The sequence below is a fragment of the Burkholderia cepacia complex sp. TUM26381 genome, from assembly GCF_057439935.1.
The window spans coordinates 2,842,127-2,855,213 of sequence record NZ_CM172007.1; the positions used below are offsets into that span (position 1 = coordinate 2,842,127).

Sequence of the window (13,087 nt, forward strand, 5' to 3'; positions counted from 1 at the left end):
TCGGAATCTTCGCTTGTTATTTATATGTAATGCGAAAGAAATGAATCAGACAGCCGGCGACGCGGATTGTCCTGCCTGCGGCTGCGTCAGCTTGCCGTCGCCATACTCGCGCAGTACCTTCGAAATCACGACGCGATAGCCGTCCAGCCAGCGTGCCTGCTTTGCTTTCGCTTCGAGATGCGCCGGATGCTGCATCAACTGCTGAAGCGCAGCTTCGGATTCCCAGTAGTAAACGTTCTGGATCAGCCCCGCTTCGGCGTTCTCCCACGTTTCCTCGCCAAGATAGCCGGGCGTCGCACGCGCCATGTCGGCGATCTGCCGGTCGAGCCGGTGGAACTCGTCGTCGTACTGCCCGGCACGGAAAATGAAGGTCGACGCGTACATGCACGCTCCATGGGAGACGGTTGAAAGAGCGCCAAGTGTAAGGCACCCGCGGCATGCCGAGATCGTCGCGCAGCGGCTACGCGGCGAGCGGATCGGTGGCGAGACGGTCGTCGAGCCACGCGTCGATCCTTCGTGCATCGTCACACACGCCGGCGGCGGGCGACGGCATGGCCGCCAGCGCCCGTCGCGCCCGTTCGAGCGCCTGCGCGAAGCCGCGCAACTCATGCGTCGCTGGCCGGTCGTCGGCACGTCGGCGCGCGAGTGCCGCTTCGATGTTTGCGCCGATCAATGCACGCTGCGCGTCGATGAAGTCGATGCACAGCGCGCGGCAATGCGCGGAAACCGATGCAACCGTCAGCAGGACGGGCACGATCGACACGGTCAGGTAGCCGCCTGGCGCAAGCCGCGACAGCGCATGACGCCCATCCTGCCCGCCATCGGTCAACGAGGTGAACACGGCATCGCGCCACACCGCGCGCTCGAACACGAGTGCGTCGCGATGTGCGTCGAGCGCCGCGCGGTCTGCGACCTGCCCGGCCGTTACCAGCGGAATCGGAAAGGAAGACTCGACGGAGGACTGTGCCGCGCCCGCATCGACGATGCAGTTCGCGCCCAGCCACGCCGCGTCGTCGCGCCGCGCGGCGAGCACACGCGACTGCAACCGGTCCGGCAGCAGCGGATCGAGCGGCACCGCGCCGCAGATCGACGGCTTGTTCGCATGCACGCTGCAGCGGCCGTCGTCGGCCAGCGCCGCGCAACGGCCGAGCGACGGATAGTCGTAGCCCTGCAGCGTCAGCGCGACCCATTCGCCATGCGCGCCGCCGATGCGATGGAACAGCCGGTCGGCCAGCGCATCGGACGCCGCGACGTCATCCGCATCGAGCCCATGCTCGCGGCCGCCCGCACGCCAGCGCTCGCCGATCCGCCGCCTCGGCACGCGGCGGATCGTCAGCGCGCCGACGAAGCGATGCCGATGCCGGAACAGTTCGCGCAACGACAGCGCCGGCGGGCTGTTGCAGCAGCGTCCGCATGCGTTGCACGCAAGCAGGTAGGTCTCTACCACGGCCGCCGCACCGAATCCTGGTAGCGCGTGAGGATGAAGCGCGCGACGTCGTCCGAGTGATACGCGGCAACGAGCTGCGCGACCCACGGCTTCGCGCGATCGGCGTTGCGCACCGTCAGCACGTTCGCATACGGCGAGCGCGCATCCTCGAGGCTGATGCTGTCGCGCGCGGGTTGCAGCCCGGCGCGCGCCGCGTCGTCGCTGTCGATCGCGACGAATGCAGCCGTGTCGAGCGCCGCGTACAGACGATCGCGGCGCAGCGCGACGAGCTTCAGCCCGAGCCGGTTGCCGGTCACATCGCGCAGCGTCGCATGCAGACCGGCTTTTTCGCGCAGCGTCACCAGCGTGTCGTTCTGCAGCAGCACGAGCGCACGCGCCATCCCGCGCGGATCGGCGGGAAGCGCCACCGTCGCACCCGGTTGCAGTTCGTTCAGGCTTTTCAGCTTGCGCGAATAGAACGCCATCGGCAACGTGACGGTCGGCGCGACTTCGGTCAGCGCGTAGCGCTTCTGCGTGCGCGTCGCGGCCAGCTGCTGGGCATCCTCGAAGCTGGCCGCATCGATCCGGCCATCGGCCAGCGCCGTGTCGATGCGCGATGCATCGTCGAATTCGACGACATCGACACCCAATCCTCGCGCAGCGGCGACGCGTTTCACTTCGTCCAGGATCTGCGCATGCACGCCGCGCGTGACGCCGACGCGCACCGCCGGTGCAGCGGTTTCGGCCGCAACGGCCGCGCCCTGATGCACGACGCCGCACGCGGCCAGCAACCACGCGGAAACGAATCGCACGAAGCCCTTCGTCATGATGCATCCCTCAGAATCGTGCGAAAACCGATATGCGACGCACCGAGATCGGCTTCCTGCTGTTCGCGCGACGACGCGCGATAGCGCACGCAGTAATCGCGCGAGCACAGGAACGAGCCGCCCTTGATGACCATCGGCGTATCGTGCCGGCGCGTCGGCGGCGCGACGGCCGCCGTGTCGCCGTTCGTGTGCGACTGATGCGGGCCCGTGTACGCGTCCTTCGTCCATTCCCATGCATTGCCGATCATGTCGTAGAGCCGGAAGCCGTTCGCCGCGTAGCAGCCGACAGGTGCGAGCCCCGCATGTCCGTCCTCGGCCGTGTCGAGCACCGGAAACGCACCCTGCCAGTAGTTCGCGGCCGGCTTGCCCTGCGCGTCGCGCGGCGCCGCATCGAGCGACGCATCGTCGCGGCCGGCCTTGCCCGCGTATTCCCATTCGGCTTCGGACGGCAGATCGCGGCCGAGCCAGCGCGCATAGGCGAGCGCATCGCGCTGCGTGACGAGCGTGACGGGCAGGTTGCCGCGCCCTTCCACGTCGCTGCCCGGCCCGCGCGGATGACGCCACGACGCGCCCTTCACCCACGACCACCACGCGAGGTCGCGCGCATTCATCTCGTCGCGCGTCGGCACATGGAACACCGCCGCGCCGCCCTGCCGCTCGGCCTCGGTCACGTAGCCGGTCGCCTGCACGAACGCGGCGAACTGCGCGATCGTCACGTCGGTCTGGTCGATCCAGAAGCCGCCGACGCGCGCGCGGCCGTCGCCGACCGGACGCTCGTCCGCATAACCGCGCGTGCTGCCGAACACGAACGCGCCGCCGCGCAGGTGCACCATCCCGGCCTGCGGGTCGTCGCGCCATTTCGCCGGCAGCCCCGAGTAACGCTCGCACTGCCGTTCCGACCCGAGCGGCGCAAGCGCGCGGCCGTGATTCAAGTCGTCGAACGCGCCGCCAGCCGGCGCCGCCGAATTCGCATAGCCCACCGCGAACGCGGCGGCGAACAGCGTGGCGGCCAGCGCCGCGCCGGTCGTCCAGAAGCGGAACCGCATCGTGTCGTCCCCGGTATCAGTAGTAGCCGCGCGGACGCAGCGGCTCGACGCCGCCGACGTTGCTCATGTAGGCCTTCCACTGGTTGACGAGCGTGCCGATCACCGACGGGTTCTGCGCGGACACGTCGGTCGTCTCGCCGCGATCCGACGCGAGGTCGTACAGTTGCCAGTGACCGTCGAGCGGCCCGAGCGGCGGCTCGGTCCACAACGCCTTCCAGCGGCCGTCGGCGCTGCGCAGGTATGCGCGGCCGTACGCTTCGTCGCCGAACGGCGCCGTATGCACCTCACCCGTTGCCGAGCCCGTAAGCACCGGCAGCAGCGACTGCCCCGTGACCGGATACACGTAGCGGTTGTTGTAGATCACCTTGCCCTTGTTCTGGTCGACGCCCGTCAGCGTGTTGACGAGCGGCGGTGCCGGCTGCGACGGCGGTGTGACGCCCGCGACCGCGAGGAACGTCGCCGTGTTGTCGGTCACGTGCGTGAACGCGCGCAGCGTCGGCAACTGCTGCGACTGGCCCGGCAGCCGCACGATCGTCGGCGTCGACACGCCGCCTTCGGCCGAATAGCCCTTCGTCAGCCGGAACGGCGATGCGCTCACTTCGGCCCAGCGCAGCCCGTACTGCAGGCGCTGTGCGTTCTGCTTGCCGTTGTCGGTGCCGAGCGCCGAATAGACCGGGTCCTGCGCGTTCGCGGTGTCGGTTGCTGTCGGGTCCGCGCCGCCGTCGATCGGCCAGCCTTCCGCGCCGTTGTCCGACTGGAACATGATGAACGTGTTGTCGTATTCGCCGATGTCCTTCAGGTGCTGGATCAGCAGGCCGATGTTGTAGTCGAGGTTCTCGACCATCCCCGCGTAGATCTCCATGTAACGCGCCTGCGCCTTGCGCTCGGCCGGCGACAGGCTCGCCCACAGCTTGTCGACCTTGCCAGTGCCATAGTCGCTGTAGCCGTCCGCGGCCGAATGCACGGCGCTGATGTACTTCGCGGCTGCGCTGCCGTTGTTCGCGGTCGCGGGCGATGCGGCCGTCGTCTCGGGCAGGCCGTCGAACGGCTTGAAGTCGGCGGGAATCAGGCCGAGCGCCTTCTGTCGCGCGATCCGCGCATTGCGGATCGCGTCATAGCCGGCGTCATAGACGCCCGCGTACTTGTGCAGCCAGGGGTCGGGCACCTGCAGCGGCCAGTGCGGCGACGTGTACGCCGCGTACGCGAAGAACGGCTTGCCGTCGCGCTGGTTCGCATCGATGTACGAGATCAGCTTCTGCGTATAGAAATCGGTCGAATAGAACACGGCCGGGCTGCCGCCCGCGCCACCCGGCTGCCCGGGCTGGCCAGGTTGAACGTAGCGGCCGTCTTCCGTGTAGTTCGACGAGCCGGCCGGCTCGTGCGCGTAGTGGTTCGACGCTGCGCCGCCGAGCAGCACGTAGCTGCGCTCGAAGCCCCACTGGTCCGGCGTCTGCCCGCTGCCCGTCGCGCTGCCGACGATCCCCGAGCCGATGTGCCACTTGCCCGCGATATACGTGTGGTAGCCCGCGTCCTTCAGCAGTTGCGCGAACGACAGCGCGCGATCGTTCAGGTAGCCCTCGTAGCCGGGCAGCCCGCGCCGTTCGTCGGTCGGCACGCCCATCGTGCCTTCGCCGACCAGATGGTGATCGGTGCCGGACACCAGCATCGCGCGCGTGATCGCGCAGACCGTGCCCGTGTGGTGGTTCGACAGGATGCGGCCCGATGCGACGAGCGCGTCGAGGTTCGGCGTGTTGATCTCGCCGCCGAATGCATGAATGTCGGAGTAGCCGAGATCGTCGGCCATGATGTACAGGATGTTCGGGCGCTTCGCGGCCTGGGTCGGGGTCGGCGTGGCGTCGGCCTGGGGCGGCGGTGCATCGCTGTCGACGCCGCCGCACGACGCCAGCGACACCGCGCCGGCGATCGCGGCGCAGACGACACGGAAACGGAAAGCATGCAACGGCGCAGCGGACTTTTTCATTATTGTTGACGCTCGATCTAAGGGATCGGCGATCTTAGCGTCGCCCGCGCGGCGCCCAAAGTCGGATTCGTCACATGCTAACGGGGTGCGGGAATATGCGATGCGCGGCGCCCGGCACGCCCCGCGCCGCCATGCGTCAGCTGCGCCCGCCGAGGCTGCCGCCGCCGTCCACCGACAGCACCTGCCCCGTGACGAAGCCGGCTTCGTCGGACAGGAAGAACGCGATCGCGGCTGCAACGTCGCCGGCTGTGCCGAGCCGGCGCGCGGGAATCGTCGCGAGCACCTTGCGCTCGGCTTCGCTGCCGACCGGCCGCGTCTGGCGGAACAGTTCCGTCTCGATCGGGCCCGGCGCAACCGCGTTGACGGTCACGCCATGCTCGGCCAGTTCGAGCGCCCACGTGCGCGTGCAACCGACGAGCGCGTTCTTCGCGGCCGAATACGCGGTGCGATCGAGGCTGCCGAAAATCGCTCGGCTGCAGATGTTGACGATGCGTCCGTAGCCACGCGCCTTCATCGCATCGGCAAAGTGCTGCGTGACCTGGATCGCGGCCCGCACGTTGAGATCGAACACGGTCTGCAGCGACTGGAAATCGATCTTCCCGAGCGGCTGCGGCAACACGATGCCCGCGTTGTTGACGATGCCGTCGACGTCGTGACGTTCGCCGATCTGCGCGAGTACCGCCGCCGTCTGTTCGATGTCGGCCAGATCGCATGCAAGCAATTCGCCGGGGAAGTCGATGCCCTGCGCATGCCGCGCAAGACCGATGACGCGATGGCCGCGTCGAGCGAGCGTGGCGCTGGTCGCGAGGCCGATGCCGCGCGATGCGCCGGTAACGAGGAAAGTGCGGGATGACATGGGCGTGCCTTTGACGAGGAGTCCGGAAACGGCGCGACGCACCGGTGGTCACCCGGCGCGCGCGTGCTCCGCCCGATTGTGCCGCAGCGTCGCAAAACGCGTACGGTCGCCGCCGGCTACCCGTCGACCTCACGCACACGCCAGTCGATCAGCCGGCCCGCCCCGCCGCGACCGGCATCGCGCGCCGCGACGCGATCCGCAACGCCAGCACGCCGCCGGCCAGCAACGCGACCGCGACGAGCAGCAGCGCGAGATCGTACGAATGCGTAACGTCCTTGATGCGCCCCATCACCGGCGGCAGCGCGAGCCCCGCGATGTTCGCGACCGCATTGATCAGCGCGATCGACGCGGCGGCCGTGAGGCCCGACACGTATTCGGTCGTCACGGCCCAGAACACCGGTGTCGCGGCCCAGTTGAAGCCGACCGCGAGCACGAGCAGCGCATACGCGACCGGCAACACCGGCGCGTAGATCGCCGCGACCAGCAGCGCGCCGGCCAGCAGCATCGGCACGCCGAGATGGCGCGCGCGCTCGCCGCCGAGATCCGAATGCCGGCCGTTCAGATACATCGCGACGCACGCGAACAGGAACGGCAGCGCGGACAGGCTGCCGACCGCAAAGCTCGATTGCCCGGACAGGCTCTTCACGAGCAGCGGCAGGAACAGCGTGAGCCCGATCGTGCCGAACGCCTGCAGCAGCCAGAACGCGGCGAGCGCCCACACCTTGCCGTCGCCGAACGCACGCCGCAGCGCGACGCCGTGCGACAGGTGCTCGCGCGGTGCGCTGTCGCGCAGCGTCGCCTCGAGCCAAGCGCGCTCGTCGGCCGGCAGCCAGCGCGCATGCGCGGGCGTGTCCGGCAGGCGGCGCAGCACGACGAAGCCGAGCAGCAGCGCGGGCACGCCTTCGAGCAGGAACAGCCAGCGCCAGCCTTCGAGGCCCAGCACGCCGTTCAGGTTCAGCAGCGCACCGGACAGCGGCAGCCCGATCACCGACGCGAGCGTCGCGCCGATGTAGAAGAACGACATCGCGCGCGCCCGATCGCTCTGCGGATACCACGCGGACAGGTAGTAGATGATGCCCGGCGTGAAGCCCGCTTCCGCCGCGCCGAGCAGCAGCCGCATCGCGTACAGCTGCCCCGGCGTATGAACGGCGCTCATCGCGGCCGCGACGATGCCCCACGTGATCATGATCCGCGCGATCCAGCGGCGCGCACCGACGCGTGCGAGGAACAGGTTGCTCGGGACTTCGAACAGGATGTACGTCACGTAGAACAGCCCCGCGCCGAGCCCGTACATTTCGGCGCTGAGGCCGAGGTCGGCGTTCATCTGCAACGCCGCGACCGAGATGTTCGACCGGTCGATGTATGCGACGAGATACAGCAGCATCAGGAACGGAATCAGGCGCAGGTTCAGGCGCCGCATCGTCGCGGCATGCAACTGCGGGGCGGCAGCGGTCATCGGCATGTCTCCATCGTCTCGCGGGACGGTGCGGATGCGCGCACGGTGCGCGGCATCGTCGCGCCGCGTGAGGCGCGGCGTCATGCAGGCCAGTCTAGAAGCCGCGTGAAATTCGCGTCAATTATCGGGACGCCTTCTCGATATATGAGACGCGAACGAGGCCCGTCGCTCAGTAGCGCATCACGAGAAACAGCCCGGCCGCGGCAAGCGCCATGCCCGGCCAGGCGAGCGCACCGATCGTCTCGCCGAGCACCGCCAGCGCGATCAGCGCGGTCGCGGGCGGAATCAGGAAGAACAGCGCCGACACGCGCGACGCCTCGCCGTATCGCACCATCGCGAGCAGCAGCGAGATCGCGATCAGCGAATTGCAGATGACGAGGTAGGCAAGCGAACCGGCGAGGCCGGCCGTCCATTCCACGTGCATCGGTTCGAGCGCGAACGCGAGCGGCGCGGTAACGGCGAGGCCGACCGCGTACTGCACGAGGTTCGCGGTGACCGGATGCACGTCGGTGCCGAAGCGCTTCTCCCACAGCGTGCCGCCGGTGATGCAGGCGAGTGCAAGCAGTGCGAAGGCCAGCGCCCACGGCGAAGCGATATCGACCGACGAGCGCGCGAGGATCACCAGCACCGCGCCCGCGGCGCCGAGCGCGAGCCCGAGCCAGCGCAGCGCGCCGACGCGTTCGCCGGCGATCATCGGCGCGAGCAGACCGACGAGGATCGGCTGCTGCGATGTGACGAGCGCGACGGCGCCGGCCGACATGCCGAGCTTCAGGCTCAGGTACGTGAACGCGAAATAGCCGGCCTGCAGCAACAGGCCGACAACGACGAGGTTGCGCCATTCGCGCCGCGTACGCGGCAACGGCGGACGCAGCCACAGGAACGGGCCGGCGAGCAGCGCGACCACGCATGCATAGCGCAGCGCGAGGAACGTGAGCGGATCGGCATAGCGCAGGCCGAGCTTCAGGAACACGAAGCCGCTGGCCCACAGCAGCAGGAACAGTGCAGGCGCGATGCGCAGCCAGCCGGGTTGGCGTGTGGCCATCGGGGTGCCGATCGCGGTCATGCGCGCTCGCCTCGCGGCGCCGCGTGAGCGTCCGCCGCTTTCGTGCCGGGATAGCGTGCGGGCCGGCGCATCATCGACGGATCAGGTGATACGCGACGTTGATCACGGTCGCGACGATGCCGATGACGATCGCGACCTGCAGCTTCCTGTTCATGACAGCCTGCCCCCGCCAGTGCGTTGTGCGGGTGATCATACGCCGCGTCAACCGAACGTGCCGCGTCGCTACGGAGCGTGAGCGCTGCGCTGCGGCACGCGCTCGCCATCGGCGTCATCGGACGCCAGTATGGACGGAATCTCGTCGACCAGCGCGTCGATGACCACGCGCACCTTCGATGGCACATGACGCGAGGCCGGCCGCACCACGTACACCTCGGCGCCCGACACGCTGTCGCTGTCCATCACCAGCGCGAGACGGCCGTCACGGACGTAGGGCGCCATCAGCCAGCACGGCAACCACGCGAGGCCCGCACCGGCGGCGGCCGCATCGGCGATCGCCTGCAGGTCGTCGAACCGCAGGCGGCCGGCCGTGCGATGGTCGTGAACCGCGCCGTCCGTACCGATGATCCGCCACGGCGTCGGCTGCCCGGCGCGCGAGTATGCAATGCCGACGTGCGACGCAAGCGCATCGAGCCCCGACGGCCGCCCATGACGGTCCAGATACGCGGGCGATGCACAGATGCCCATGCGCTGCACGCCCAGCTTCCGGCCGACGAGCGCGCTCGTATCGGCCAGCGCGCCGATGCGCACTGCAATGTCGAAACCGTCGTTCACGAGGTCGGCCACGCGATCGCTGAACGACACGTCGATTTCGAGCCGCGGATGCCGCTCGACGAGGCGCCGCACGACGGGCGCCACGCATTGCCGCCCGAACAGCACGGGTACGCTGATCCGCACGCGCCCGGCCGGCTCGCGGCGCCCCGCGTCGAGCGCGGCCTCGGTCTCGCCGAGTTCGGCCAGCAGCCGCCGGCACTGCTCGTAATAGACGAGCCCTTCGTCGGTCAGGCCGAGCTGGCGCGTGGTGCGCTGCAGGAGGCGCGCGCCGAGACGTTGTTCGAGCCGTGCGACGATCTTCGCGACGGCCGAACGCGTGATGCCGAGGCGCAACGCCGCCGCCGCGAAGCTGCCCGATTCCACCACGTCGACAAATTCGGCGACGCCTCTCAGCCGTTCGTCCATGCAACTCCGCTCCGTTGGGATGACAGGTTTGTGTCCACACCGGCGACAATCGTTGGCCGAATTCTCGCCAATGCGTCCCCCTGCGCAACACTATGATAGTCCGGACTATCTCGAAAAGGAGCGGACATGCATGCATGGCAAGTTAAACCGGGCGACGGCATTGCCGGGCTTCGGCGCATCGACGCGACGCCGCGCCCGGTCGGGCCGACCGACGTCGTTGTGAAGATCCACTCGGCCGCCCTCAACTATCGCGACCTGATGTTCGCGCGCGGCGACTATCTCGGCATCGGTACGGAAGCGTTGATCCCGGTCGCCGACGGCGCCGGCGAAGTCGTCGAAACCGGCCGCGATGTCACGCGCTTCAAGCCCGGCGATCGCGTGATCAACACGTATTTCCCGCACTGGATCGACGGGCCGGCCACGCCGCACAAAGTCTCGGGGTCGGCCGGCTCGCATTTCGACGGTGTGCTGGCCGAACGCTTCGTGTCCGACGAAGCCGCGCTGGTCGCGATTCCCGCACATCTCGACTATGACGAAGCGGCGACGCTGTCGTGCGCGGGCATCACCGCATGGAACGCGCTGTTCGTCGACGGCGGGCTGGGGCCGGGCGCGACCGTCGTCCTGCTCGGCACGGGCGGCGTCTCGATCATCGCGCTGCAACTCGCGCATGCGGCCGGGTTGCGCACGATCGTGACATCGTCGAGCGACGCGAAGCTCGAACGCGCCCGCGCACTCGGTGCGGACGCAACGATCAACTATCACGCCACGCCCGAGTGGCAACACGAAGTGCTGCGGCTCACCGACGGCGTGGGCGCGGACCTGGTCGTCGAAGTGGGCGGCCGCGACACGCTGCCGCGCTCGGTCGCCGCGACGAAGATGGGCGGCATCGTGTCGGTGATCGGCGGCCTCAGCAGCTTCGGCGGGCCGGAACTCGGGCTGCTGTCGCTGATCGGCGGCGTCCGCCAGTTGCACGGGTTCATGGTCGGCAGCCGCGCGATGCTCGACGACGTCGTGCGGCTCGTCGATGCGAAGCGGCTCAAGCCGGTGATCGATCGCGTGTTCGGCTTCGACGAAGCGCCGCAGGCGTATGCGTACCTGCAGTCGGGGCAGCATTTCGGGAAGGTCGTGATTCGCGTCGCGCAGTAATCGAAAGAGGCGGCGGGCCGCCTCCGCCGCCTTCCGGCCGGGGTCCGTCAGAAGCGGTGCCGGATCCCCGCATGCACCATCAGTTGCTTCGCGTTCGACGACAGATCGGCCGCGCCGGGGATATACGCCTGATCGAGCGACGAACCGGTCGCGTCGCCGGCAATCCGCTGGTACGCGCCCATCAGGTACACGTCCGTGCGTTTCGACAGGTTGTAGTCGGCCATCAACCCGATCGAATGGATCTTCGGCTTCGCGGCGCCCGTCGTCGCGTCGTAGCGCACCGTCGTGTACACGTATTGCGCGCCGACGAAGAATGCAGGCGTGAACTGGTACTTGCCGTTCACTTCGAAGTTCTGATACTTGATCGCCGTGACCGTGCCGCCCGCGAGCGGCCCCGTCACCGGTTCGATCGTCTCGTCGCCGAACAGGTAGCCGACGTTCGCGGTCGGCCGCGTGACGTTGCTGTTCGTGTACGCGAATCCGACCGTCGCGGGCCCCGCGGTGTAGTTGATGCCCGCCCCGAAGATCCGCAGTCGTGCCGACGCGAAATTCGCGTCGGCGCCGACCGACCCCGAACCGGCGATCGCCCCGCCCGACGTCGCACCCGGGTTGTTCGCGTTCAGGAACGCCGCGCCGACGAGCAGGCCGCCCTGCTCGTACTGCGCGCCGACGCTCCATACACGGTTGTTCGCGAAACCCGTGTCGTTGCTGAAGCTGTAGGTGCCGCCGAACGAGAAGCCGGAGAAGTCCGGGCTCGCGTACTTGACCGTGTTGTTCACGCGGAACGTATTGCCGGTGTTGTCGTTGTCGAGCGGGTGCGAGAACGGATAGACGCCCCAGCTCCCGTTCGCGGTCGTCGGCGCAAGATAGTCGACGACCGAATCGTATTGCCGGCCGAGCGTCAGCGTGCCGAAGCGCGTGCTGCCGAGCCCGACGTAGGCCTGACGCCCGAACATGCGGCCGCCCTGTGCGAGCGTGCCGTTGTTCACGTTGAAGCCGTTCTCGATCTGGAACAGCGCGCTGTAGCCGCCGCCCAGGTCCTCGGTACCCTTCAGCCCCCAGCGGCTGCCCTGAGCGAAGCCGCTTGCCATCTGCCACGCGCCATGGCCGCCGACGTTGCTCGTATAGTCGATGCCGGCATCGACGAGGCCGTAAAGCGTGACACTGCTTTGCGCGAACGCGGGCGCTGCGCACAGCGCCGGAATCGCGACAAGAATCAATCTCCAGTTCATCCGTATTCCTTATTTATTTATGGCCGATCGCGCACATTGCGTGCGCGGCCGCTTACTTCCCGCCGTAGATATCGAAGTCGAAATACTTGCGGTTGATTCGCTGGTACGTGCCGTTCGCGAGAATCGTTGCGAGCGCCTGGTTGAATGCGTCGCGCAGGTCGTTGTCCTGCTTGCGCAACCCGAGGCCGTCGCCCTGCCCGAAGTACTTCACGTCGTCGATCGGTGCGCCGGCGAACGTGAAGTCCTTGCCCTGCGGCTTCTTCAGGAACCCGTCGCTGGCCGCGATCGATGCCTGGAACGCCGCGTCGAGCCGCCCCGTCACGAGATCGGCGTACACCTGATCCTGGTTCTGGTACGACACGATCTGCACGCCGGCCGGCTGCCAGTTCGCGACCGCGTAGTCGGCCTGCGCGGAACCCTGCTCGACCCCCACGCGCTTGCCCTTCAGCGACTCGGCGCTCGGCAGCAGCGGCGACCCCTTGTGCACGACCAGTCGCGCCGGCGCGTTCGAGATCCGGTTCGTGAACGCGATCTGCTGCATCCGCTTCGGCGTGATCGTCATCGACGACGCGATCACGTCGAACTTGCGCGCGAGCAGCCCCGGAATCATCCCGTCGAAGCTCGACTCGACCCACACGCAGCGCGCGTGCAGTTCCGCGCACAACGCATTCGTGATGTCGATCCCGAAGCCCGTCAGCCTGCCGTCGGGCAGCTTGTATTCGAGCGGCGGGTAAGTCGGATCGACCGCGAGGCGGATCTCCCTGCCCGTCCAGTCGCCGGCATGCGCCGTCCCTGCCGCCAGCGCCACCGCGAGCGCCGCCATCAACTTCCACTGTTTCATTGCCTGTCTCCTTGTGTAAATCGTGAACCGTGACCCC

13 protein-coding genes are annotated in these 13,087 nt (G+C 68.2%); 1 reads left to right on the forward strand and 12 read right to left on the reverse strand.

Translation table 11 applies throughout. The annotated features are described in order from the left end of the window. Nucleotides 1-45 precede the first annotated feature (45 nt). The 10 genes from ACWMMN_RS29445 to ACWMMN_RS29490 all read right to left on the reverse strand — a co-directional run bounded on the left by ACWMMN_RS29445 (nucleotide 46) and on the right by ACWMMN_RS29490 (nucleotide 9,831). Entirely contained in the window at nucleotides 46-384 is a 339-nt protein-coding gene (locus ACWMMN_RS29445) for an antibiotic biosynthesis monooxygenase family protein (protein ID WP_059237630.1), read from the reverse strand. A 76-nt stretch (nucleotides 385-460) separates the two neighbouring features. Beyond that, a complete protein-coding gene (locus ACWMMN_RS29450; RefSeq protein ID WP_486423505.1) occupies nucleotides 461-1,447 on the reverse strand; it encodes a flagellin N-methylase in 987 nt (328 codons plus the stop codon). Further along, on the reverse strand, nucleotides 1,441-2,253 hold the full coding sequence (locus ACWMMN_RS29455) for a MetQ/NlpA family lipoprotein (RefSeq protein ID WP_256086758.1): 813 nt from the start codon (nucleotides 2,251-2,253) through the stop codon (nucleotides 1,441-1,443). The genes ACWMMN_RS29450 and ACWMMN_RS29455 overlap by 7 nt, the downstream gene beginning before the upstream one ends. Next, entirely contained in the window at nucleotides 2,250-3,299 is a 1,050-nt protein-coding gene (locus ACWMMN_RS29460) for a formylglycine-generating enzyme family protein (RefSeq protein ID WP_256086759.1), read from the reverse strand. Before ACWMMN_RS29460 ends, ACWMMN_RS29455 begins: the two co-directional genes overlap by 4 nt. A 16-nt stretch (nucleotides 3,300-3,315) precedes the next feature. Then, nucleotides 3,316-5,280 carry an arylsulfatase gene (locus ACWMMN_RS29465; protein WP_256086760.1) on the reverse strand — a complete coding sequence of 655 codons (1,965 nt, stop codon included), beginning with the start codon at nucleotides 5,278-5,280 and terminating at the stop codon, nucleotides 3,316-3,318. A 136-nt stretch (nucleotides 5,281-5,416) separates the two neighbouring features. Next, nucleotides 5,417-6,136, reverse strand: a complete 720-nt coding sequence (locus ACWMMN_RS29470; RefSeq protein ID WP_059237635.1) for an SDR family oxidoreductase — start codon at nucleotides 6,134-6,136, stop codon at nucleotides 5,417-5,419. Nucleotides 6,137-6,284: 148 nt separating this feature from the next. Further along, nucleotides 6,285-7,592: an MFS transporter gene (locus tag ACWMMN_RS29475; protein WP_486423506.1), complete on the reverse strand. Its 1,308-nt coding sequence runs from the start codon at nucleotides 7,590-7,592 to the stop codon at nucleotides 6,285-6,287. Nucleotides 7,593-7,761: 169 nt separating this feature from the next. Next, nucleotides 7,762-8,655 (reverse strand): DMT family transporter, encoded by an 894-nt coding sequence (locus ACWMMN_RS29480; RefSeq protein WP_174992901.1) that lies wholly within the window; start codon nucleotides 8,653-8,655, stop codon nucleotides 7,762-7,764. A 70-nt stretch (nucleotides 8,656-8,725) separates the two neighbouring features. After that, a complete protein-coding gene (locus ACWMMN_RS29485; RefSeq protein WP_256086763.1) occupies nucleotides 8,726-8,848 on the reverse strand; it encodes a hypothetical protein in 123 nt (40 codons plus the stop codon). A gap of 29 nt (nucleotides 8,849-8,877) precedes the next feature. Then, nucleotides 8,878-9,831 carry a LysR family transcriptional regulator gene (locus tag ACWMMN_RS29490; protein ID WP_486423507.1) on the reverse strand — a complete coding sequence of 318 codons (954 nt, stop codon included), beginning with the start codon at nucleotides 9,829-9,831 and terminating at the stop codon, nucleotides 8,878-8,880. A 126-nt stretch (nucleotides 9,832-9,957) separates the two neighbouring features. Between ACWMMN_RS29490 and ACWMMN_RS29495 the strand changes: the two genes are divergently transcribed. Beyond that, nucleotides 9,958-10,977: a zinc-dependent alcohol dehydrogenase family protein gene (locus tag ACWMMN_RS29495; protein WP_486423508.1), complete on the forward strand. Its 1,020-nt coding sequence runs from the start codon at nucleotides 9,958-9,960 to the stop codon at nucleotides 10,975-10,977. Between the two features lie 47 nt (nucleotides 10,978-11,024). On the opposite strand, the gene ACWMMN_RS29500 is transcribed toward ACWMMN_RS29495, so the two are convergent. Next, nucleotides 11,025-12,209, reverse strand: coding sequence for a porin (locus ACWMMN_RS29500; protein WP_486423509.1), 1,185 nt, complete (start codon nucleotides 12,207-12,209; stop codon nucleotides 11,025-11,027). A 52-nt stretch (nucleotides 12,210-12,261) separates the two neighbouring features. Then, entirely contained in the window at nucleotides 12,262-13,050 is a 789-nt protein-coding gene (locus ACWMMN_RS29505; RefSeq protein WP_059237640.1) for an ABC transporter substrate-binding protein, read from the reverse strand. Between the last annotated feature and the right edge of the window lie 37 nt (nucleotides 13,051-13,087).